Raw genomic sequence first — 21,947 nt, 5'->3', positions numbered from 1 at the left:
CGGTGCAGGGGTGTGGCGGACGGTCAGTCGCGTCCTGCCGCCGCGCCGTCGTCGACCGTCGGGTCCTCCGATGCCAGCACCGGCATCCGCGGCGACCGACGCTCGAGCGCCCAGAAGACGACCAGCCCGAGCCCGCAGCCGATGAACCAGCTGTAGTTGCTCAACCACGGCAGGACACCCGTCGCGGGCGGCAGCACCGCGCTGGCGACCGACACCGCGCCGGCGAGCAGCAGGGTCCACATCGCGTTCGGGTTCCAGCCCGCGCGGTACCAGTACCGGGCGGTGGGCTCCTTCGTGTACATGTCGTCGACCGCCACCCGCTGCTTCGCGACCAGGTAGTAGCCGGCGATCAGGATCCCGAACAGCGGGCCGATCAGCGCGCCGAGGATGCCGAGCGTGTAGAGGATCGCCTGGTCGTTGCCGTACCAGTTCCACGGCGTCAGCAGCACGGAGCCGACCGCGGCGATCATGCCGCCCGTCCGCCAGCTGATCCTCCGCGGGGCGACGTTCGAGAAGTCGAACGCGGGGCTGATGAAGTTCGCGACGATGTTGATGCCGACCGTCGCGGTGACGAACGTCAGGCCGCCGAGCAGGATCGCGAACGGTGCGTCGATCGCCTGGACCGTCTCGATCGGGTCGGTGATGAGCTTGCCGAACACCGGGACCGTCGCGCTCGCGCAGAGCACGGTGAGCACCGAGAAGAACAGGAAGTTGATCGGCAGGCCCCAGAGGTTGCCGCGCTTGACGGCTCGGAACGAGCGACCGTAGCGCGAGAAGTCACCGAAGTTCAGCATCGGACCGGAGAAGTAGCTGACGACGATCGCCACGGCCGAGAGCATGACCGGGATCGAGGCACCGAACGACATCGGCGCGCCCGTGTGCAGCGTCAGCGAGATGTTGCCGATGCCGGCCCGGGCGACGAGGTAGACGGCGAGCGCGATCATCACGACGTAGACGGCCGGACCGGCGAAGTCGATGAAGCGGCGGATCGCCTCCATGCCCATCGAGAACAGCGCGGCCTGCGCGACCCAGAGGATGCCGTACGAGATCCACCCCAGCGCGGAGAGCCCGAGGAACGAGTGGTCGAGCAGCGACGCTGAACCCGGGACGAACTTCAGGAACACGATGTTGAGCGACTGCGCGGCGAGGAAGGTCTGCACGCCGTACCAGGCCGTCGCGATCAGGCCGCGGATGACGGCGGGGACGTTCGCCCCGATGACGCCGAACACCGCGCGGTTGATGACCGGGTACGGCACCCCGGTCCGCTGGGACGGCTTCGCGACGAGGTTGGCGAACACCTGCACGATGAGGATGCCGACGACGAGGGCGACGAGCACCTGCCAGCTCGCGATGCCGAGCGCGAAGAGCGACCCGGCGGTGACGTACCCGCCGACCGAGTGCACGTCGGACATCCAGAAGGCGAAGATGTTGTAGCTCGTCCAGCGCTGCTCGCGCAGCGGGGCGAGGTCCTCGTTGGTGAGCGCCGGGTCGTACCCGGGCTTGACGATGCCGGCGCCGGCGGCTGCCGACGACGTCGTCCGGGGGGCGTGGGGCGCGGCGACCGGGGTCGCGATCTCTGTGACCAAGGCGTCCTCCGTGGGAGTGTGCGGCGGGGGTCCCCGCTCGAGGACGACGCTACGAAGGCACTTCGCGTCGCCCGTTTCCCTCGTGTAACGGTCGTGTGACACGGACAGCCCGCTGGAACGCTCGTTCCGGGCGGCGGCTGCGGGATGCCGCAGGGAACGCCGCAGGTCCTGCCCCAAGCCCGTCCAGGCCGCCCGACCGGCTCCATCATCGAGGGATGACCACGGGCATCCGGATCGACCACGTCGGCGTCACCGTGCCGGACGTGGAGGCCGCCACGGCGTTCTTCGCGAACGCCTTCGACGCCGTCGTGCTGTACGACGTGCGCCGGACCACCGACGAGCCGAACGGCACACCGGAGGCCCACCGCTACCTCGGCATCCCGTCGTCGATGGCGCAGGGCGCGATCCGCATGCTCGCGCTGCCCGAGGGACCCGGACTCGAGCTCTTCGAGTACCGCGGACCCGACCAGCGCGCCGCCGCGCACCCGTCGGACCTCGGGTGGCAGCACCTGGCGCTGTACGTCGACGACCTCGACGCAGCCCTCGCCCGCGCGGAGTCCGCCGGTGCCGTCCGCAACTCGGACCCGCGGCCGCTGCGTGGCGAGGAGGCCGGGGAGGGCAACCGGTTCGTCTACACGCGCACCCCGTGGGGGTCGACGCTCGAGTTGGTCACCTACCCGACGCCGCAGCCGTACCTGCTGCACGCGCCGCGGGCGAAGTGGGCGCCGTGGCCGGACGTCGCCCAGCTCCGGCAGCTGGACCGGGCCTGACCGCATCCGGCTCGTGACCGGCCTGGAGGCACGGCTCGCGGCCGCCCCGCCGGTCACTGCGGGCGCCGGGTCGCGTCCACGTCGAGAGGCGGACGGGTCAGCAGGACGGCTCGACGAGCAGGTCGGCAGCGTCGCGCGGCGCGAAGCGCTGCGCGAAGTCCCGGTCGTTCGGGATCCAGACGTCGCGCCAGAGCGCGTCGTGACTGCGGCCGAGTGCCCGGTCACGGGCCGTACCGCGGCGAGCTGCGGTGTCGAGGTCGACGTCGCACCAGACGGTCGCGTCGAGCGCGGGCAACGCCTCGGGGTGGAAGAGTCCGATGAGGTCCAGGACGAGGATCCTCGCCTGCGGGAGCGGTTCCTCGGGACCGAGGGCCCGCCATGCCCAGTCGTACCGCTGGAAGTGCCCGGGCCGTCCTCCTCGGAACGGTTCCAGTACCGTCGAGACCAGGCGGTCGCGCTCCACTCCGTCCCAGTCAGAGGAACGGCGGTGCGATCGAGCGGGGTCCAGGAAGTCGTCGCCGCGGAGCCGCACGGCATCGGGCAGTGCTGCGACGAGGCTGCGTGCGAGCGTCGACTTGCCGGAGCCGCAGAAGCCGGAGATGCCGACGACCAGCGGGTGCCCCACGACCCGCGATCGCTCGGCGATGTGCTCGAGGACGGTGTCCTGGTCCATCCGGCGAGTGTACGAGGAGCGGTCACTCCCGACGTCGACCCGGTGCGCCTCCACTCACTGACCGGGACGGAACTGCACCTGGTCGGAGGTCGATGACGAGCAGCGCAGTGGCGGTGGGCATGCCCGATCCTCTCACCGGGCGGTTCCGGGAGGGACCGGCTACCGGGAGTCCTCGGACGTCGTCGCGCGGAGGCGGTCGTCGACCTCGCGAGCTTCGGCGGACGACCCGAACGCGAGGGTGACCTCACCGCCGGTGAGGGGTTCCATGACCTGGGGTGCCGAGAGCACCCTGCCGTCGAGGAGGATCGCCATGCGCTCGTCGATCGTCTCGCGGGTGGCCGAGGCCAGGACATCGCTGTCGGTCCTGTCGAACTGCAACACGATCGAGCCGCCCGCACCCTCACCGTCGGAGCGGTGCGCGGAGGTCGGCGTGATCGACCCGAGCGACTTCGCCAACCGGTAGGTGGTCGCGCCGTCCTGGTCACACGCCGACGCTGCGACGTCAGTGGTGACCGGAGGCGCAGTGCACGCCTCCTCGACCTCCGACACGACGGCTCGGAGCTGCAGCGACTTCATCGCCGGACCGTCAGCAGGCGGCGCCTGGGCCGCGCAACCGGTGAGGACCGCGACCAGGCCAGCGGCGGCCGCGAGGCGGGTGACCCGTGAACCCTGCATCGCACCAGGGTAGGACTCGACGGGAACTCACGACAGTCCCCCGCCCGCCGGTTGACACGACGAACGGCTGCACGAGCGCGCGGTCGCGGACGCGGCGACGGGTAGCGTCAGGCCCATGGGTGACCGCCAGCGGCTGAGCAGACGTCTCCCGCTGTGGACGATGGTCCTCGGCGGTGTCGTCCTTCTCGGCGTCGCCGCGCTGCTGTTGTTCCTCGTCGACTCGATGCTGGTCTTCCTGGCCATCTCACCGCTCACCATGTTCGGGCTGTTCATGCTTGCCTACGCCGGCGGAGAGTGGCGACGACGGAGCGACGACACGTAGTGTCGTGCTGATGTCAGACAACCCGTACGGCGAAGTCCCCGCCCTGCCCGTTGCATCCGTCTTCGGCATCATCGTCTTCGTCGTGCACCTGGTGTTCCTGCTCCGGTCCGGACGGTTCACCTGGCAGCGCGCGACCGTCGCTGGGGTGATCGCTGTCTACGCCGCGGGCATCCTCGCGAACACCGTCTTCCCCGTGTTCCTCGATCCGCTCCCCGACGCTGAGCCGTGGACGCCAGCGCTGGCGCTGATCCCGTTCTCCGACTACGAAGCTGCGGACGCGGTGACCAACGTGGTCGTGTTCGCCCCGCTGGGCGTCCTGATCCCGCTCCTGATGCGCCGCCCGTCCTGGTGGAAGGTCCTCCTCGCCGCCGCGGCGGTGAGCCTGGCGATCGAACTGCTGCAGCTTGCTGCGCAGCGGCTCTTCTCCGGTGGCCACGTCGCCGACGTCGACGACTTCATCTGGAACACCGTCGGTGGGGTCCTCGGCTACGCGGTCTTCGTCCTGGCGTCACGGACGCCGGGCCTGTCCCGTCTCCTCGACGTCTTCCGCTGGCACCCGGCACCGAGGGAAGAACACGTCGCCTGAGACCGTACGATGCGGCATGGTTGCTGCTGTGGAACCGTGGACCTGGGCGACGACCTACAAGCTCGTCCTGACGAGCTACATCTGGCTCGCTGGAGCTGTCGCTCCGACCGGTTCGGTCATCACCTGCATCGTCATCGCCATCCGGGGCGGTGTCTCGCTCGACGGAGCCGCCAGCGCCCTCCTGTTCGTCGTCGTCTTCGTCGTCGTCTTCGCCGTGATCGCCGCCGTCGGCGCTGCCGTGGCGCTGCCGTTCACCCAGCTCCTCGGCCGCGCGCTCCGACGCACTCGGAGCCGTGCCGTCCGTGTGAGCGCACATGCCGTCCTCGGCGGAACACTCGCCGCGATCGGCATGCAGGTGCTCCTGCTGGCCTTCGAGGACGACCACCTCACTTGGCAGTACCCACTGGCCGTCTCGGTCCCCGCAGGGATCGCGGCTGCCATCGGCCGCTGGCGACTCGACGAAGCGGAACGCCGCCGGTCGTTGCTGTCCGAGTAGCCGATCGGGTACCGAGTCCCGCGTCAGCACTCATCGCTTGCTGGTGGTCGCTCCCGCCAGAGGACCTCGCCGTCGCAACGGGTGCTCGTCGGGTGCATCCCGATCCGCAGGGCGACACGTGCTGAGGCTCCGTGCTCCGGGTGGATCCGCGCCCTGAGCTCCCGCACGTCGACCGAGCGCAGCCACGTCGCTGCGCGCTCCGCGGATTCGGTCGCGAACCCGTGCCCTTGCGCGCTCGGCGTGACGAGCCAGGCGAGGTCCGCCGTCGTGACCTGGGCGGTCCGGTGCAGGGTCGCCTGCACGAACCCGATCGGCGCGCGGCCCTGGCGGGGGCGGATGATCCAGTTCAGCCACCCTGCGGTGCCGTCCTGGGACCGACCCCGGACCTGACGGGTGTAGCGCGCACGGAGTTCCTCCAGGCTCGGCGGTCCGCCGCCGGTGAAGTGGTACAGCTCCACCGGCGCGAGCACGTCCACCATCACGTCGGCGTGTTCGACGGTCAGGGGTTCGAGGCAGAGACGGTCTGCGCTGAGCGGGACGGCGCGCGGCCACGGCATGCTCGCATCCTTCCAGCTGTTCAGTCGGTCACCGGACGTCCGCCGAGACCAGCAGTCACGGGCCGGAGGCGTTTCCCAGCACCGAGCGTCACCTCCTGCTGCACGGAGGTGCGCACCGTGACGGCGGTGTCCGCGACGTGACGCGTGCTGGTCGGGAACCACGCGCGGCCGGGGGTGACCAGGATGAGGAGACCGTCGACGTCTCCGACGGCAGCGAACTCGCTGGTGGGCTCGTTCCCGTAGGGCTGGAGGTCTGCTGCTCGCAGGGTCGCGACCGCGGCGAGGACGTCCGGGACTGCCACGCCGATCTCGCTCACGCACACGAGATCGGCAGCGGCGAAGGACTCCACCTCTCGGGGAGGCAGGGCTCGACGTTCGATGAGTTCCAGTACCTGGTCATCAGGGCCGTCGAAGTACATCGACCGCGAGTCCCACGACGGGGGTCCTCCGAACTCCGTTCGATCGTCGACCGACAGGAGCAGCACGCGCTGTCCGAGCCACCGGCGGGCCAGGTCGAACGACCCGGTCGGGATGGTGAACGCGAGGTGGTGAGCGCCCTCGAAGTCGCTCTCCACGAAGCGCAGCCGGCTCAGGCCGATGGCCACGGTCACGCTCGGACCGTCCCGCTCGACCTCACACCCGAGTCGGTCGAAGAACCCGGCAACGACCGACGCGGACCGTGTGGGCAACAGGGCTTCTCCGATCTGCATGCGTCCACCCCACACCCGTGGCCCTGGACCATCGATCACCAGACGCGCACCATGAGCTCGGACGGGTCAGCCGACGGTGCGAAGCCGAACTGCGCGGAGAGACCGTGCGCGTCTCGGGTCGACGGGAGCGTGCGCTCCAGGCCGGGCGGTCCGAGGTCCTCGACCACGGCAGCGAGGAGCATCCCGCCCTCTCCTCGACCACGTACTCCCGGTGCGACGAACGTCGTCGTTCCGCGCCCCTCGGCTCCGGTAGCTCGCTCGGCGTGATCGCGACGACCGTGCCCGTGGGCCGAGCTGTCCGGTGGAGCGCGATACTGATCGGATGACAGCACCACTCGTCTCGGACGTCGCGCACGCCGGGCTCACCGTGGACGACCTCGACGACGCGCTGGTGCTGTGGTGCTCCGGTCTCGGCTTCGCGCTCGAACGGACCTTCACGCTCGACACACGGACCACGACTGCGACCACCGGTGTCCAGGGATCCACCATCCGTGCAGGCACGGTCACGCTCGGGGACCAACGGATCGAACTGCTGCAGTACGACCCTCCCCGCTCGGGTCGAGCATCCGACTCCCCCGCGCACACCGGCACGGTCCACATCGCGCTGACCGTGTCGGACCTCGACCGCGTGCTCGACCTCTGCGCAGCACACGGCTGGCGGCCCGTCGGGGAACCCCACGAGATGACCAGTCGCGTCCGGACCGGCACACGGATCATCTACCTCGAGGGTGCGCTCGGGGGCTTCCTCGAACTGATCGCCCCACCGCAGCTTCCCTGACGCCACGAGCGGGGACGGCCTCGGGTCGGTCCCGGGAGCGCATCGCCCTGACGCGAGTGGTCGCTGATCGCGATCGCAGACGCGACCGTCCCCGTCCGGTCAGAGCGCGTGCGTCCCGAGCAGCGCCCCGGCCACGTAGGTCGCCGCGAGCGCGAGCGCCCCGCCGACGACCACCCGCAGCGCCGCGCGACCCCGACGAGCACCGCCGAGCACCGCACCGGTCGTGCCGGTCAGGGCGAGCGCGACGAGCGAGGCGGTCACGGTGACCGGCACGCGGAGGGCTTCCGGCGCGAGCAGCATCGCGAGGAACGGCAGCAGTGCGCCGACCGTGAAGGTCGCCGCCGACACCCAGGCGGCACGCCAGGGGCTGACGATCTCGTCCTCGGCGTCGTGCAGGGCCGCTTCGGCGCGGCGACGACGGACCTCGGGCCGCGTCAGCTCCCGCGCGACGGCATCCGCGACGTCCCCCTCGACCCCGAGCGACCGGTAGTGCGCCGCGAGCGCCGGGGCGTCCTCGGCGTCGGCCTCGAGCTTCGCCTGCTCGGCGGCCTGCCCGGTGCGCTGCGCGTCGCGGGCACCGCTCACGGAGATGTACTCGCCGAGGGCCATCGAGATCGCCCCGCCGACGAGCGCCGCGGTGCCGGCGGCGACGATCGGCCCCGTGCCCGCGCCGGCTCCGGCGACCCCGACGAGCACGGCCGCGACGGACACGATGCCGTCGTTCGCGCCGAGCAGCCCGGCCCGGAGCCAGTTGAGCCGCGCGGCGCTGGTGGCGTCGTCGTGCTCGGAGGTGGGGAGCGAGAGGTCCGAAGCGGTCGACATGACGGCCATCGAACCACTCCGGAGCGGTTCGCGCCAGCAAGGTGAGGCAAGCCTGATCAGGGCTTTCGTGGTGAGGTGAGCCTAACCTCACCGAACGGAGGCCGCGTGCCAGACCCGGGTCGGACGGCCGTTCAGCGCGTGCGGGAACGGGTCACCGACCGGTCGGAAGCCCGCGCTCGTGTAGAGCGCGAGGGCGGGTGCGTTGTCGTCCAGCGCGTGCAGCTCGCACCGGTCGTGCCCGGCGGCTGCGGCGGCGTCCACCGCGGCGGTGAGCAGTCGACGGCCGAGTCCGTGCCCCTGTGCCGCCGGCGCGACCGCGAGGAGGCTGAGGTACGCGCCGTCGCTCGGCGCGCCGCCGGTGCCGGGTGCGGTGACGAGGGCGAACCCGAGCGGGGCGCTGCCGTCGTCGGCGACCACCAGGGCCACCCGCTCCGCGGCGAACTTCTCGTGCGCACGTGCGCGCACGGCGTCGGAGGCCGGCGCCCCGTCCCGGTCCGCGACGGCGGCGACCCAGAGCGCGATGCAGGCGGCCGCGGTCGCTTCGTCGTCCGCGGTGCGCACGACGAAGGACGACCCGATCACCCGACCACCATACGTCGCACGCCCCGACCGGCGGTCAGGTCGGAGCCCGCCGCGCGATCGGTCAGACGGTCGCCCGCGAGCCGACCCGGTACCGGGCGCCGCGGTGCTCCTCCGGCAGCCGGTCGCCGCGGCCGTGCAGCTTGTGACGGAGCGACCCCTCGACGTACTCGTCCGGGTAGGCACCGCGCGCGCGGAGCTCGGGCACGACGAACTCGATGACGTCCTCCCACGTGCCGGGGGTCACCGCGTACGCCAGGTTGAACCCGTCCACGTCGGTCTGCTCCTGGATGTCGATCAGCTGCTGGGCGATCGTCGCCCCGGAACCGACGGCGACCGGACCGAGGCCGCCGATCGCCGTGTGCTCCGCGATGTCCCGGACCGTCCAGTTCGACCCGTCCTCCCCCGTCGCCGCGGACAGGTTCGCCGCCGCCGACTGGATCGCGTTCGACTCGATGTTGCCGAGCGGCTCGTCCAGGTCGTACTGCGACAGGTCGACGCCCATCCAGCCGGAATTGAGCACGAGCGCGCCCTCGGCCGACGCGTACGACCGGTAGTCGCGGTACTTGGCCTGGGCTGCCTCGTCGGTCTCGTCGGTGATGACGGTGAGCAGCGTGTAGACGCGGGCGGCGTAGCGGTCGCGACCAGCGGCCTCCAGGGCGTCACGGATCCTGCCGACGGTCGCGGCGAGCTGCGGGATGGTCGGCGCGCCGACGAAGACCGCCTCGGCGTTCTCGGCGGCGAAGCGGATGCCGCGGGGCGAGGCGCCCGCCTGGTAGACCACGGGGCTCCGCTGGACCGAGGGCTCGGACAGGTGGATGCCGGGCACGTCGAAGTGCGTGCCGTGGTGCTCGATCGGGTGCACCTTCGACGGGTCGGTGAAGACACCGGTCTCGCGGTCCTCGACGACGGCGTCGTCCTCCCACGAGCCCTCCCACAGCTTGTAGAGCACCTCGAGGTACTCGTCGGCGACGTCGTAGCGGTCGTCGTGGGAGAGCTGGTCGGTCTGCCCCATGTTGCGCGCGGCGCTCGGCAGGTACCCGGTGACGACGTTCCAGCCGATGCGGCCCTTCGTCAGGTGGTCGAGCGTCGAGATGCGCCGGGCGAACGGGTACGGGTGCTCGTAGGCGGTGCCCGCGGTGATGCCGAAGCCCAGGTGCTCCGTGACGGCGGCCATCGCGGAGACGAGCAGGATCGGGTCGTTCACCGGCACCTGCGAACCGGTGCGGAGCGCGGCCTCGTTCGTCCCGCCGTACACGTCGTAGGTGCCGAGGACGTCGGCGATGAAGATGCCGTCGAAGCGCCCGCGCTCGAGCAGCTGCGCCAGGTCCGTCCAGTACGACAGGTCGTTGTAGTGCCGCGAACGGTCGCGGGGGTGGCGCCACAGCCCCGAGGACTGGTGCGCGACGCAGTTCATGTCGAACGCGTTGAAGCGGATCTGCCGGGTCTCGTTCGTCGAGGTCACGCGGCGAAGCTACGTCCAGCAGCCCGACGCGTCACGTGAGGTGACGCCGTGTGACGCCCGCCCGACGCACGGCGCCGCGGACCTGAGTCGATCTCGCGTGGCAGCATGGCGGCGTGCCCGTCGTCGAGTCCCGCCGCGTCGTCCCCGTCCCCGTCGCGGTCGCCTTCGCCGTGTCGCAGGTGCAGGGACCGGTCCGGAAGCGCTGGGACCCCTTCATTCGTCGACAGCACCTCATCGGCGCCGACGCGCCGGCGAAGGGCGTCCGGACCTCCACGGTGCAGCGCTCGGGCCTGCGGATGGAGAGCGAGTACGTCTCGTACAACCCGCCCTCGAACGTCGGCATGAAGATGACGAAGGGCTCGTGGTTCTTCGAGAAGATGGGCGGTGGGTGGCGCTTCACGCCGGTGGCGGGCGAGCCGGGCCGCACGCTGGCGGTGTGGCGCTACAACTTCACGTGCCGACCCGCCTGGCTCGCACCGCTGGCCGAGCGCATCGGCGCGTTCGTCCTGCAACGCGACATCGACCGACGGATCGCCGGGTTCGCCCGGGGGTGCAGCGACCCGGTCGTGCTCGCACACGTCGGTGCCGCTCCTGGGAGCTGACCGGACCGGTTCAGACCGCGGTGGCCTCGCGGACGGCAGCCTCGGCAGCCACCCAGGCGAGCATCCCGCACTTCACCCGCATGACGAACTTCGAGACGCCGTGGAAGGCGACGAGGTCCTCGAGGACGTCCTCGTCGGGCTCCCCGGCCCCGCGCGACCGCATCATCGTGCGGAAGGACTCGGTGAGCTCGAGCAGCTCCGGGACGGTCCGGCCGACGGCCATGTCGGTCAGCACCGACGCCGAGGCCATCGAGATCGAGCACCCGTCGCCCTGCCAGCCGATGGCCGCGATGCGGTCCGACCCGGGCTCGAGCCGCACGCTGACGGTGATCTCGTCGCCGCAGGTGGGGTTCCGTTCGAAGTGCGACGCGTCGGCGCCGTCGAGCACGCCGTCGCCGTGCCGCGCCTTCGCGTGGTCGAGGATGACCTGCTGGTAGAGGGAGTCGAGGCCGTTCACGAGGCCGCTCCGAAGTACCCGCGGACCTCGCCGACGGCGGTCAGGAAGCGATCGACGTCCTGCTCGGTCGTGTACACGTAGGTGCTCGCCCGGCTGGTCGCGACGAGTCCGAGCCGACGGTGCAGCGGCTGGGCACAGTGGTGCCCGGACCGGACCGCGATGCCCTGCGCGTCGAGGTACTGCGAGACGTCGTGGGCGTGCACCCCGTCGACGTCGAAGGACACGAGTCCGGAGCGCGGCACCCCGGCGGGCGGGCCGACGACCCGGATGCCCGGCACCGCCGCCAGACCGTCGAGCATCCGGCGGGCGAGGTGCTCCTCGTGGGCGCGGACGCGTTCCATGCCGATGCCCTGCAGGTAGCGGACCGCCTCGGCGAGTGCGACGGCCTGGGACACCGGCTGCGTCCCGGCCTCGAAGCGCTCGGGCGCCGGCATGTACTCCGACGACTCCATCGTCACGGTCGTGATCATCGACCCACCGGTGCGGAACGGCGGCAGGGCGTCGAGGAGTTCCCCGCGACCCCACAGGACGCCGATGCCGTTCGGCCCGAGCATCTTGTGCCCGGAGAACGCGGCGAAGTCGACGCCGAGCTCCTGCACGTCGAGGGGCCGGTGCGGCGCGGACTGGCACGCGTCGAGGACGACGAGGGCGCCGTGCGCGCGGGCCGCTGCCACCACCGCGGCGACGGGCGCAACCATGCCGGTGACGTTCGAGACGTGCGCGAACGCCACGATCCTCGTGTGCTCGGTGATCCGGGAGACCGCGTCCTCGGCGGTCCAGGTGCCGTCGTCGGCCACCGGGACCCAGCGCAGGGTCGCACCGGTGAGCGCGGCGAGCTCCTGCCACGGCACGAGGTTGGCGTGGTGCTCGGCCTCGGTGACCAGGACCTCGTCGCCGGGACCGATGCTGAAGCGCTCCGCCGCCGCTCCCCCGCGTCCGCGGCTGGCGTTGGCGATGCCGTACGCCACGAGGTTCAGCGCGTCGGTGGCGTTCGCCGTCCAGACGACCTCGGACGGCGACGACGCCCCGACGAAGCCGGCGACCGTGGCCCGTGCGTCCTCGTAGGCGTCGGTGCTCAGGGCCGCGAGCGTGTGCGCACCGCGGTGGACGGCCGCGTTGTCGTGCTCCAGGAACCGTCGCTCGGCGTCGAGCACCTGCCGCGGCCGCTCGGCCGTCGCGCCGGAGTCGAGGTACGCGAGCGACTGCCCGTTCACCTCCTGCTGGAGGATCGGGAAGTCCCGCTTGATCGCGGCGACCTCGGACTCGGTCAGCGGCTGGTTCGGGGCGAGCACGGTCACGCGGTCAATCGTGGTCGGTCCCGCCCCGTGCGTCCAATCGCCTGCAGCGGACAAGGAGCCGGAACGGCGGCGGGACGCAGGCAGGCCGGCCGCTACTCGTTGCCGATGCGCTTGTCGGCCTGCTCACGTGCGGCGTCGATCTTGTCGTCGTACTTGCCGCCCGTGGCCTTCTTCACCGCGTCGGCCACACCGCCCAGGACCTTGTCGCTGACGTCCTCGGCCTTCTCGCTCTTCAGGGCGTCCTGGACCTTGCCGTCCTTCAGGAGCTCCTGTGCCTTCTTCGTGATGTCGTCGAACCCCGCCATGGACGGCTCCTCACCTCGTGCGGGGCCCGTCGCCCCGACCTGCCGCCGATGGTAGGCGCGGCCCCGGCGCCTGTCCGGGTGTGCCGGCCCGGTGTCGCGGCTCCGGCGCCTGTCCGGGTCGCGGCCGGCCCGGTGTCGCGGCCGGCCCGGTGTCGCGGCCGGCCCGACCCGGTCCGGACGGACGACTCAGACCATCTGCGCGCTGCGTCGCCGCGCGAGCAGGTAGGAGACCGCGACCGAGCCCGTGATCGCCAGGAGCGACGGGATGAGGATGTCCGTGCCCTCCTGCGTGAACTCGACGACGAGCACGAGCGCGGTGAACGGCGCCCGCATCGTGGTCGCCAGCAAGGCCGCCGCTCCGACGAACGCGAACGCCGCCAGGCTCGAGCCCTCAGCGGGCCAGAGCAGCACCCACAGGCCGCCGAGCGCGGCGCCCACCGCGGAGCCGACGGCGATCGAGGGCGTCAGCGTGCCACCGACCGCACCGGCTCCGATGGTCGCCGAGGTCGTGATCGTTCGGATGATGCCGAGGAGGAGCAGGAACACGATCGGCGACAGCCCGGCGAACGTCGGCGCCTCGGTCGTGGCGTTCATCGCGACGAGGCCGAGCGCGCGCCCGTTGCCGAGGATCTCCGGGAACGGCACGGCGATGAGCCCGACCATCGCGAAGACGACGGGCAGCACGACGAGCAGGTGCCACCCCTTCGGCGCCGTGGCCTGCAGCCGGTTCGTGAGCTTCACGAAGCCGACTCCCGCGAACCCGAGCAGCGGCCCGACGACGACCGCCCAGACCAGCAGCGACGGCGACAGGTGCATCGCGGGCACGTCGTAGAGCACCTCGTCCGGGATCACGAGCCGTGCGGTGAACGCGGCGATCGCGCTCGTCGCGAAGGCCGGCAGTGCGGTCGCGAACGTGAGTTCACCGAGCAGCACCTCGACCGCGAAGAGCGCGCCTCCGAGCGGCACGTCGTACACCGCCGCCAGGCCGGCAGCAGCACCGCAGGCGACGAGGATGCGCGTCTCGCGCCCCGTCAGGCCGGCACGAGCGGTGACGAGCTGGGACAGCCAGGCACCGATCTCGCGGGGCGCGACCTCCTTGCCGATGGAGGCGCCGAGCCCGACGGCCAGGATCTGCACCGCGGCGTTCGCGACCGTGGCGAGCGCCGGCATCCGCTTGCCGTCGACCGCGCCGGTCACCGACACCACGGGCTTCGCCCACCGCCGGAGCGCCCACCACGCGACGCCCGTGAGCACGCCGGCCGCGGCGAGCGCGAGGAAGCGGTTGAGCCCGGAGGGCGCATCGGCCGCTTCGCGGTGCCCGCCGAACGGGTACCCGAAGGCGACGAACTGGATGGCCTGCAGGGCGAGCCACACCGAGATGCCCGCGACGCCGCCGGCGATGCCGACGAGCCCGGTGATCACGGCGAGCTTGAGGGCCCAGACCGGCGTGGTCGTGCGTGTCGCGTTCCCGGTCTGCGGCATGACCGGAAGCCTAGCGGCGATCGGGACCGGCCCACGGACGGCCGACGGCACCCGTGGACGGACGGGAGGCCCGTGGCGGGGCCGCCACGGGCCTCCCGTCCGGCTGCTGGTCGCGTCGCGGTCAGACGGCCGTCACGCGGAAGGGGACCACCCGGTCGGCCGGCAGGAGCGGCGGCTGCAGGCCGACCTGCTCGAGCACGCGGCCGCTGAAGACGCGGTCGCCGGCCCACCAGTCGGGCGCCCGGACCTCGTGGTCCTCACCGACCAGGACCGGGTCGACGCGGTACCGCGTGTCCGGGTCGAGGTCACGGAGGACCACGCGCCCGATGCCCGACACCTCGGACCGGCCCGTGCTCGCGACGAAGAACACGGCCTGGCGGCGGTCCTCGGCGACCACGCCGTAGACCAGGCGCGTGGGGTCGACCTCGTCGACGCGGACGAGCAGGCCGCCGTGCAGGAGTGCGCGCCACTCCTTGTGCAGCGCGATCCACGACGCGAGGGTGCGCTCCTCGTCCGCGGTGGCCTGCGCGAGGTCCCACTCGATGCCGAAGTGCCCGATCAGCGCGGTGCCCGCACGGAAGGACACGTCGTGGAAGCGGCCCGTCGTGTGGTTCACCCCGCTGGCGACGTGCGCGCCGAGGAGCTCCGGCGGCAGCAGCTGCTGCGTCCAGCGGTGCATCTGCTGACGCTCGAAGGGGTCGATGTCGTCGGACACCCACACGCGGTCGGTGTGCTCGATCACCGCGAGGTCGACACGCGCACCGCCGGACGAGCACGACTCGATCTCGAGCCCCGGGAAGCGTTCCTTGAGCGTCGCCATCAGGCGGTAGGTGGCGAGGGTCTGCTCGTGCACGGCTGCCCCGCCGCCCGGGTGCCCGGCCTCGACCAGGTCGCGGTTGTGGTCCCACTTGACGTAGTCGACGCCGTACTCGCCGATGATCGCGGTCATCCGCTCGAGCACGTACGCGTACGCCTCCGGGATCGCGAGGTTGAGCACCTGCTGGTCGCGCGAGCGGACGGGCAGCCGGCCGTCCGCCTGCATGATCCACTCCGGGTGCGCCCGGGCGAGGTCGCTGTCCTCGTTCACCATCTCGGGCTCGAACCACAGCCCGAACTCCATGCCGAGGGCACGGACACGGTCGACGATCGGACCGAGGCCGTCCGGCCAGACGTCCTCGTCGACGTACCAGTCACCGAGACCGGCGTGGTCGTCACGGCGACCGCGGAACCAGCCGTCGTCGAGCACGTACCGCTCGACGCCGAGCCGGGCGGCCCGCTCGGCGAGGTCGGTGAGGCGGGCGAGGTCGTGGTCGAAGTAGACCGCCTCCCAGACGTTGATCGTCACCGGCCGCGGGGTCGACGGGTGCTGCGGGCGGCTGCGGAGCCAGTGGTGGAACCGGCGGGCCTGGTCGTCGAGGCCGTCACCCCACGCGCCGTACACCCAGGGGCCCTCGTAGGTCTCGCCGGTGTCCAACCGGACCTCGCCGGGGAGCAGGAGCTCGCCACCACCGGCCACCTGGCGCCCGGTCGCGAGCCGCTCGGCGAAGTGACGGTGGTTCCCGCTCCACGCGGTGTGCACGCCCCAGACCTCACCGCGGGCGAACCCGAACCCGGGCTCCCCCACGCTGAGCACGGTCGCGGCGTCCGCTCCGGTGCGACCCTTGCGGCTGTCGCGCTCGTGCGTGCCGACGACGAGCTCGCGACGCTGCGGGGTGCGCTCCTTGCCCCAGCGGCCGGCGAAGTCGAGGACCTCGCGGGCGCGGGAGGGCACGGGCAGCGCCACGGTCAGGTCGTCCACCGTGTAGGTGCCGACGGCGGTGTTCGTGACGGCGGCGCGGACGCGCACCAGGCCGGACACGAGCAGCTCGAGCGTCACGCGGACGGCGAGGCCCGCGGTGGTGTCCTCGGCCTCGGCGGTCACGTGGGTGTCGTCGACGTCGATCGCCGTGACGGTGAAGGCCGGTGACCAGTCGCGACCACCACGGTGGCCGGAGAGCCCGGGGCGACCGGTCCACCCGCGGTGGGGCTCCGGCAGCAGTGCGAGGCGGACGGGCACGTCGGCCTCGTTGTTCGCGACCGGGGCCACGTCGGCGTCCGCGAGGGCGACGAGCTCGTCGTGGGCGAGCGGCCCGAGGGCAGCGCCCCAGTGCACGACGGCGGGCAGCGCGCCGTCGCGGCAGTCGAGCACGACGGACACCCCACCGGCGGTCAGGTGGACGAGGTCGTTCGTGGTGGTGGGCATCGTTGCTCCGGTCGGCGTCGTCGACGCCTGTGCGTCGTGGGCACGACGAGCCTGGCTGGCGCGGCGTGTGCTGCGCAACACGACGCGCGAGGGTCCGCGGAACCGGCGGGGCCGGGCCGTCCGGGACGGTGGGTCGTCAGAACCAGCGCTTCACCTTGAAGACGACGAACAGGATCGAGGCGAAGGCGATCATCGCGACGATGGACAGCGGGTACCCCCACGTCCACGACAGTTCGGGCATGTGCGTGAAGTTCATCCCGTAGATCGCCGCGATGAGCGTCGGCGCGAACAGGATCGCCGCCCAGCCCGAGATGCGCTTCGTGTCGTCGTTCTGCTTCTGCGCGGCGAGGGTCGAGTCGACCGTCAGCGCGTTCTGCAGCAGCTGTCGGAAGGTGTCGAGTCGCTCGACCGTGCGGATGACGTGGTCCAGGACGTCGCGGAAGCGGCGCTGCAGCTCCACCGGCAGGTGGTACTTCTCCGCGCCGCGGTGCAGGTTCTCGATGATGCCGATGAGCGGACGGGCCGCGCGTTGGAAGTCGACGACCTCGCCGAACAGCTCGTAGATGCGCCTCGACACCCCCGCCACCCCGGAGAACAGCTGGTCCTCGATCTGGTTGATGTCCTCCTCCAGGCCGTCGATCACCGGCGCGTAGCCGTCGACGATCGAGTCCATGAGCGCCCAGAGCTGCGCCTGCGGTCCCGCCGTCACGAGGGCCGGCTTGCCGCTGAGCCGTCGGAGCGCGTGCGGGACGGCCTGCGCGCCACGGGGGTCCGCCGGGACGACCGCCAGGAAGAAGTCCTGTCCGACGAAGGCGTGCACCTCGCCGAACTCCACCTCCTCCGGGCCGTCGTGGTAGACCGCCGGCTTCAGCACCGTGAAGAGCGTCGAGCCGTAGCGTTCGAGCTTCGGGCGCTGGTGCCCCTCGGCGGCGTCCTCGACCGCGAGCTCGTGCAGCCCGAGGGCGACCGCGACGTCCCCGAGCTCCTCGGCGTCGGGGCGGTGCAGCACGATGCACGCGCTGGCGCCCTGCTCGCCGATCATCCGGAAGGTGTCGTCGAGCGACGGGCAGGCGATCGGGGCGATGCGGTCGACGTAGACGGTGTTGAGCTCGACGGTCACGATGCCACCGTACGCACCGCCCGTCGGTCCGTCCCCCGGCCACCTGGACGTCGGCTGCGTCCGGCGCCGCAGGGCGGGCCTACCGTACGGGTCATCAGCATGCTGACGAACGGAGCGGACATGAAGAAGATCTGGAAGCGCATCGCGGTCGCCGTGAGCGCTGTGGTGGCAGTGGTCGGCGCCTTCGTCGGCTCGGGCGCAGCGGGCGGGACCCCCATCGCCGAAGCAGCCGGCGGTGCACTCTCGGCGTCGTCGACCGCGATCGCACCGGCCGGCCCCGCGTTCTCGATCTGGAGCGTCGTCTACGTCGGGTTGATCGCCTACACGGTGCGGCAGTTCTTCCGCACCGCCGACGACGAGCGCCACGAGCGCCTGTTCGTCCCCGCGGTGCTGTCGCTGCTGCTCAACGCGGCGTGGATCCTGTCCGTGCAGTTCGGGTTCCTGTGGGCGAGCGAGCCGATCATCGTCGCGCTGCTCGGCGTCCTGGTCTGGGCGTTCGCGGTGCTGCGGCGGACGCGTCCCTCGGGTGCCGTCGAGGCGATCGTGACCGACGGGACGTTCGGGCTCTACCTCGGGTGGGTCTGCGTCGCGACCGCGGCCAACACCGCTGCGGTGCTGACGGCCGCGGGCTTCCGGGGCTTCGGACTCGGGCAGGACGCCTGGGGCGTGCTCGTCGCCGCGGTCGCCGGGCTCGTCGGGGTGCTCCTGGCGATCTGGGGCGGCGGACGACTCGCACCGACCGCGGCGCTGTCCTGGGGTCTCGCGTGGGTCGCGGTCGGGCGGCTCGACGGGCCGCTCGTGTCCGTGCCGACGGCGGTCACGGCCGTCGTGGGGATCGCCGCCGCGGTCGTCGTCACCCTCGTGGTGCGCGCCCGGGTCGGCTTGGCCGCGCGCTCGCGCGGGGCGCGCGGCGCGGCCGCGGCCGCGGCGTAGCCGCGGCAGCCCGCGCGGCGTAGCCGCGAGACTCGGCTGGGCGGACACTTTCGTGGCGTTCCAGCAGCGAAAGTGTCCGCCAGGCCGAGTTTCGCTGCCTCGGCCGCAGCGGCGCGGCGGCGACGCGACGCGCGGCGCGCGTCAGCGCGCGGCGGCCGCCAGGCCGTGCGCGGCCGCGACGGCCTCGTTCACGACCTGGCCGGCGTGCACGTTCACGCCCTTCGCGAGGGCCGGGTCGACCTCGGTGGCCCGCTCCCACCCCTGGTCGGCGATCGCGAGGGCGTAGGGCAGCGTCGCGTTCGTCAACGAGATCGTGCTGGTGCGCGGGACGGCACCCGGCATGTTCGCGACGCAGTAGTACACGGCGTCGTGCACGCGGAAGGTCGGGTCGTCGTGCGTGGTCGGCCGCGAGCCCTCGAAGCAGCCGCCCTGGTCGATCGCGATGTCGACGAGCACCGACCCCTGCCGCATGTCCGCGACCATGGCGTCGGTCACGAGCTTCGGCGCCGAGGCACCGGGGATGAGCACCGACCCCACGACGAGGTCTGCCTCGCGAAGCGCATCGGCGATCGCGTGCGACGACGACCGCAGCGTCGTGATCCGACCGTCGAACCGGGCGTCGAGCGCACGCAGCCGCGGCAGGCTGATGTCGAACACCGTGACCTCGGCGCCGAGTCCGAGGGCCATGGTCGCGGCGTGCTCCCCCGCGACCCCGCCGCCGATGACGACGACCCGGCCGCGCGGCGTCCCGGGGACCCCGCCGAGGAGCAGCCCGCGGCCGCCCTTCGTGCGCATGAGCTGGTCGGCGCCGACCTGCACGGAGAGTCGCCCGGCGATCTCCGACATCGGCGAGAGCAGCGGCAGCGACCGGTCCGGCAGCTGCACGGTCTCGTAGGCGATCGCGGTCGCACCGGAGGCGACGAGCGCGTCGGTGAGCGGCCGGTCGGCAGCCAGGTGCAGGTAGGTGAAGAGCACCTGTCCCGGACGGATCGACGCGTACTCGGAGGCGACGGGCTCCTTGACCTTGAGGACGAGCTCCGCCTGCTCCCAGACCTCGGCGGCCGTGTCGACGACGGTGGCCCCCGCAGCCCGGTACTCGTCGTCCGAGAAGGATGATCCGGCTCCGGCGCCGGCCTGCACGAGCACGCGGTGACCGTGCAGCGCGAGCTCATCCACACCCGCCGGCGTGGCCGCGACGCGGTACTCGTTGTTCTTGACTTCGGTGGGGACGCCGATCAGCATCACGGACTCCTTCGTGGGCGGTGCAGGACACTTCCACGATGCGCCGGAGTTCGTTTCGGATGGGATTCCGCCGAACATCTGCACGGTCTCCGCCGATACGGTCGCACGAGATTCGGCTCGGCCCGCGCACGCCCCGGGTGGTCAGTGCGCGCGGAGCGACTCGCTCGGCAGCTCGCCGAAGCGGGCGCGGTAGGTCGCCGAGAACCGGCCGAGGTGCCCGAACCCCCAGGCGCGAGCGATGTCCGCCACGCTGGTGTCGTCGCGGTCACCGCGGAGCAGGTCCCCCCGGGCGCCGTCGAGCCGCACGCTGCGCAGCAGGTCACCCGGCGTCTGGTCGAGGTGCCGCCGGAGCGACTGCTGGAGCCCACGCGGACTGAGCCCGGCCGCCGCAGCGATCTCGGCGGTCCCGATGGCGTCCCGCGCGTGGGCGTGCACGTACTCGAGCGCCAGCCGCAGTCGGGCGTGCTCCGGACCGTTGCCGGTGACCGTCGACTGCCAGCGCTCGCGGTGCGGGAAGGCGTCGACCGCCGCGGTCACGAAGGCGTCGACGATGCTGCGCCGTGCCGCCGGGCTGAGGTCGTTGTCGCTGTGCAACCAGGTCGACGAGTGCGCGCGCACGACCGACTGCCAGGTGCGCACGCCGTCGGCGGTCGGACGGTGCATCGCGTCGAACGTGAAGTCGGCATCGCCCAGGAGCGACCTGACGTGCGCCTTGTCGAGCTGCACCAGGTTCAGCCCGATGTCGCGGTGGTGCAGTTCGTACGCATCAGGCAGGACCACGGGCACGCCGGGCTCGAGGTCGATGCTCCGGCCGCCGAAGGTGAGGGTGCTGGAGCCGGACCGCAACCACGCGACGAGGACCTGGTCGTCCACGACGCTCTCGGTCCGGAGGTCGACGAGGAACCGGGCCGTCCGCAGGGACAGCAGCCCGTCGCTCACCCCCGCGAAGTCCCACTGTGGGCGCTGTCGGGTCCGTCGGACCCGGGGCGCCCGGAAGTCGTAGTCGCCGGTGAAGAACGACAGGGCTTCATCCACGTCGGTGCCGGCGATGCGGCGGAAGGAGCGGCCGTCCGTCGCGGTCGCAGGTGCCGCCGGGACGGCGCCGTCGGACTCCACCCGATCGGGGTTCTCGTGAGAAGGCACCATGGACCAGAACCTACGGGGCACCACCGACAAAGTAGGTCGGCACCTGACCCAAGCGGAGCGGTCAGGGCTGCAGGATCGCCTGCCCGACGCTCTCGTCCAGGATGAGGTCGGTGACCAGCCCGGCCGCGAGCGCACCCTTGAGCGACGCCGCCTTCGAGCGCCCGGCCACCACGCAGACCCGACGCGGCGCCCGCTTGATCGTGTCGAGGTCCGGCGCACCGGCCCGGGTGTTCACGCCGATGTCCTTCCACGAGCCGTCGGCGCGGTAGAACACGGTCGAGACGTCCCCGACGACGCCGGCCTCGGTGAGCTCGTCGCGGTCGGACGGGTCGAGGTACCCGCCCGAGTACACGTGCGACGGCACCGGCGCCTGCGGGGCACCGACGCCGAACACGACGAGGTCCATCCGCTCGTGCAGGTCGAGGACGCGGCGGATCGAGCGCTCGCGGAACAGCGCCTCCTTCGTCGCTGGGTCGTCGAAGAACGCCGGCACCGGGAACTGCTGCACGAACGCGCCGTACGCCTCGCCGAACCGGCGCAGGATCTCCGACGCGTAGACGATGCCCGTGGTGCGGGTGTTCGCGGCGCCGTTGATCTGCACCACGGTGGACCCGTGCGTCGTCTTCGGTACGAGGTAGCGGCTCACCGCACTGACGGTCGATCCCCACGAGATGCCGATCACCATGTTCGACTCGACGTACTGCGTCAGGATGCGCGCCGCGGACAGCGCCACCCGCTCCAGCCGGTCCACGTCGCTCGTGTGGTCCGGCACCGGCACGACGTGCGCGTGGACGCCGAACCGCGCGCGGATGTTGCGACTGAGCGCGGCGGCCTGGTCGAGGGGCGAGCGGATCTGGATGTCCACCAGCCCGGTGTCCCTGGCGTACTTCAGGAGGCGCGACACGGACGAGCGCGAGGTCCCCAGCTCGTCGGCGATGGCGTCCATCGTCAGGTCCTGCAGGTAGTACAGGTGCGCGGCGCGCAGCGCCTGCTGCGTTCGCATCGGCTGCGCTGCGTCACTCACGGAACCGAGCATGCACGGACGTGCAGGGCCTCTGCAACCCCTGTCGCGCCTCCCGGCCGTCGCCCCCGCACCCGCAG

General features: G+C 72.0%; 25 protein-coding genes. 7 read left to right on the top strand and 18 right to left on the bottom strand.

The window, feature by feature from the left end; all coding sequences use genetic code 11:
• Positions 1–23 precede the first annotated feature (23 nt).
• Positions 24–1,586, bottom strand: coding sequence for an NCS1 family nucleobase:cation symporter-1 (locus tag Q9R28_RS10820; protein WP_311206075.1), 1,563 nt, complete (start codon positions 1,584–1,586; stop codon positions 24–26).
• Between the two features lie 215 nt (positions 1,587–1,801).
• Here Q9R28_RS10820 and Q9R28_RS10815 point away from each other — a divergent pair, with 215 nt between their 5' ends.
• On the top strand, positions 1,802–2,356 hold the full coding sequence (locus Q9R28_RS10815; RefSeq protein WP_209684983.1) for a VOC family protein: 555 nt from the start codon (positions 1,802–1,804) through the stop codon (positions 2,354–2,356).
• 97 nt (positions 2,357–2,453) lie between these two features.
• Here the strand turns inward: Q9R28_RS10815 and Q9R28_RS10810 are convergent, their stop codons facing one another.
• Positions 2,454–3,029 carry a phosphoglycerate transporter gene (locus Q9R28_RS10810; RefSeq protein ID WP_311206074.1) on the bottom strand — a complete coding sequence of 192 codons (576 nt, stop codon included), beginning with the start codon at positions 3,027–3,029 and terminating at the stop codon, positions 2,454–2,456.
• A 159-nt stretch (positions 3,030–3,188) separates the two neighbouring features.
• A complete protein-coding gene (locus tag Q9R28_RS10805; RefSeq protein WP_311206073.1) occupies positions 3,189–3,704 on the bottom strand; it encodes a SecDF P1 head subdomain-containing protein in 516 nt (171 codons plus the stop codon).
• 115 nt (positions 3,705–3,819) lie between these two features.
• Between Q9R28_RS10805 and Q9R28_RS10800 the strand changes: the two genes are divergently transcribed.
• From Q9R28_RS10800 to Q9R28_RS10790, 3 genes are read left to right on the top strand one after another with little or no spacing between them, the layout of a single operon-like run.
• On the top strand, positions 3,820–4,026 hold the full coding sequence (locus tag Q9R28_RS10800; RefSeq protein ID WP_311206072.1) for a hypothetical protein: 207 nt from the start codon (positions 3,820–3,822) through the stop codon (positions 4,024–4,026).
• A 10-nt stretch (positions 4,027–4,036) separates the two neighbouring features.
• On the top strand, positions 4,037–4,612 hold the full coding sequence (locus Q9R28_RS10795) for a VanZ family protein (protein WP_311206071.1): 576 nt from the start codon (positions 4,037–4,039) through the stop codon (positions 4,610–4,612).
• A 16-nt stretch (positions 4,613–4,628) separates the two neighbouring features.
• Positions 4,629–5,108, top strand: a complete 480-nt coding sequence (locus tag Q9R28_RS10790) for a hypothetical protein (protein ID WP_271825057.1) — start codon at positions 4,629–4,631, stop codon at positions 5,106–5,108.
• 23 nt (positions 5,109–5,131) lie between these two features.
• On the opposite strand, the gene Q9R28_RS10785 is transcribed toward Q9R28_RS10790, so the two are convergent.
• The 3 genes from Q9R28_RS10785 to Q9R28_RS10775 form a co-directional block, all read right to left on the bottom strand.
• On the bottom strand, positions 5,132–5,665 hold the full coding sequence (locus Q9R28_RS10785) for a GNAT family N-acetyltransferase (protein ID WP_271825056.1): 534 nt from the start codon (positions 5,663–5,665) through the stop codon (positions 5,132–5,134).
• 20 nt (positions 5,666–5,685) lie between these two features.
• Positions 5,686–6,276, bottom strand: coding sequence for a VOC family protein (locus Q9R28_RS10780; RefSeq protein WP_251159629.1), 591 nt, complete (start codon positions 6,274–6,276; stop codon positions 5,686–5,688).
• Between the two features lie 134 nt (positions 6,277–6,410).
• A complete protein-coding gene (locus tag Q9R28_RS10775) occupies positions 6,411–6,557 on the bottom strand; it encodes a hypothetical protein (protein ID WP_251159630.1) in 147 nt (48 codons plus the stop codon).
• A 140-nt stretch (positions 6,558–6,697) separates the two neighbouring features.
• Here Q9R28_RS10775 and Q9R28_RS10770 point away from each other — a divergent pair, with 140 nt between their 5' ends.
• Positions 6,698–7,153: a VOC family protein gene (locus tag Q9R28_RS10770; RefSeq protein WP_311206070.1), complete on the top strand. Its 456-nt coding sequence runs from the start codon at positions 6,698–6,700 to the stop codon at positions 7,151–7,153.
• A gap of 99 nt (positions 7,154–7,252) precedes the next feature.
• Here the strand turns inward: Q9R28_RS10770 and Q9R28_RS10765 are convergent, their stop codons facing one another.
• From Q9R28_RS10765 to Q9R28_RS10755, 3 genes are all read right to left on the bottom strand, one after another.
• Positions 7,253–7,975 (bottom strand): VIT1/CCC1 transporter family protein, encoded by a 723-nt coding sequence (locus tag Q9R28_RS10765; RefSeq protein ID WP_209684975.1) that lies wholly within the window; start codon positions 7,973–7,975, stop codon positions 7,253–7,255.
• Positions 7,976–8,062: 87 nt separating this feature from the next.
• Positions 8,063–8,557, bottom strand: coding sequence for a GNAT family N-acetyltransferase (locus tag Q9R28_RS10760; protein WP_311206069.1), 495 nt, complete (start codon positions 8,555–8,557; stop codon positions 8,063–8,065).
• Between the two features lie 61 nt (positions 8,558–8,618).
• Positions 8,619–10,019, bottom strand: a complete 1,401-nt coding sequence (locus Q9R28_RS10755; protein WP_311206068.1) for an LLM class flavin-dependent oxidoreductase — start codon at positions 10,017–10,019, stop codon at positions 8,619–8,621.
• Positions 10,020–10,132: 113 nt separating this feature from the next.
• Between Q9R28_RS10755 and Q9R28_RS10750 the strand changes: the two genes are divergently transcribed.
• Positions 10,133–10,621 carry an SRPBCC family protein gene (locus Q9R28_RS10750; RefSeq protein WP_311206067.1) on the top strand — a complete coding sequence of 163 codons (489 nt, stop codon included), beginning with the start codon at positions 10,133–10,135 and terminating at the stop codon, positions 10,619–10,621.
• Positions 10,622–10,631: 10 nt separating this feature from the next.
• Here Q9R28_RS10750 and sufU read toward each other — a convergent pair whose 3' ends face one another.
• The 6 genes from sufU to Q9R28_RS10720 all read right to left on the bottom strand — a co-directional run bounded on the left by sufU (position 10,632) and on the right by Q9R28_RS10720 (position 17,525).
• Positions 10,632–11,078 (bottom strand): Fe-S cluster assembly sulfur transfer protein SufU, encoded by a 447-nt coding sequence (sufU, locus tag Q9R28_RS10745; protein ID WP_066655467.1) that lies wholly within the window; start codon positions 11,076–11,078, stop codon positions 10,632–10,634.
• Entirely contained in the window at positions 11,075–12,370 is a 1,296-nt protein-coding gene (locus Q9R28_RS10740; protein WP_311206192.1) for a SufS family cysteine desulfurase, read from the bottom strand. Before Q9R28_RS10740 ends, sufU begins: the two co-directional genes overlap by 4 nt.
• 98 nt (positions 12,371–12,468) lie before the next feature.
• Complete coding sequence (locus Q9R28_RS10735; RefSeq protein WP_066655469.1) at positions 12,469–12,681, bottom strand: antitoxin; 213 nt, start codon at positions 12,679–12,681, stop codon at positions 12,469–12,471.
• Positions 12,682–12,867: 186 nt separating this feature from the next.
• On the bottom strand, positions 12,868–14,163 hold the full coding sequence (locus tag Q9R28_RS10730) for a chloride channel protein (protein ID WP_311206066.1): 1,296 nt from the start codon (positions 14,161–14,163) through the stop codon (positions 12,868–12,870).
• Between the two features lie 121 nt (positions 14,164–14,284).
• Positions 14,285–16,405 (bottom strand): alpha-galactosidase, encoded by a 2,121-nt coding sequence (locus tag Q9R28_RS10725; protein ID WP_311206065.1) that lies wholly within the window; start codon positions 16,403–16,405, stop codon positions 14,285–14,287.
• 136 nt (positions 16,406–16,541) lie between these two features.
• Positions 16,542–17,525: a magnesium and cobalt transport protein CorA gene (locus Q9R28_RS10720; protein ID WP_311206064.1), complete on the bottom strand. Its 984-nt coding sequence runs from the start codon at positions 17,523–17,525 to the stop codon at positions 16,542–16,544.
• Positions 17,526–17,624: 99 nt separating this feature from the next.
• On the opposite strand from Q9R28_RS10720, the gene Q9R28_RS10715 reads away from it, so the two are divergent.
• Positions 17,625–18,458, top strand: a complete 834-nt coding sequence (locus tag Q9R28_RS10715) for a tryptophan-rich sensory protein (RefSeq protein ID WP_311206063.1) — start codon at positions 17,625–17,627, stop codon at positions 18,456–18,458.
• A gap of 141 nt (positions 18,459–18,599) precedes the next feature.
• On the opposite strand, the gene ald is transcribed toward Q9R28_RS10715, so the two are convergent.
• The 3 genes from ald to Q9R28_RS10700 all read right to left on the bottom strand — a co-directional run bounded on the left by ald (position 18,600) and on the right by Q9R28_RS10700 (position 21,849).
• Positions 18,600–19,700 (bottom strand): alanine dehydrogenase, encoded by a 1,101-nt coding sequence (ald, locus tag Q9R28_RS10710; protein ID WP_251159637.1) that lies wholly within the window; start codon positions 19,698–19,700, stop codon positions 18,600–18,602.
• A gap of 141 nt (positions 19,701–19,841) precedes the next feature.
• Positions 19,842–20,846: an AraC family transcriptional regulator gene (locus Q9R28_RS10705; RefSeq protein WP_209684969.1), complete on the bottom strand. Its 1,005-nt coding sequence runs from the start codon at positions 20,844–20,846 to the stop codon at positions 19,842–19,844.
• Between the two features lie 61 nt (positions 20,847–20,907).
• Positions 20,908–21,849, bottom strand: coding sequence for a sugar-binding transcriptional regulator (locus tag Q9R28_RS10700; protein ID WP_066658541.1), 942 nt, complete (start codon positions 21,847–21,849; stop codon positions 20,908–20,910).
• Positions 21,850–21,947 lie beyond the last annotated feature (98 nt).

It is taken from the genome of Curtobacterium sp. BRD11 (assembly GCF_031844345.1).
Taxonomy (GTDB): domain Bacteria; phylum Actinomycetota; class Actinomycetes; order Actinomycetales; family Microbacteriaceae; genus Curtobacterium.
This window is presented reverse-complemented; position numbering and strand designations above follow the sequence as displayed.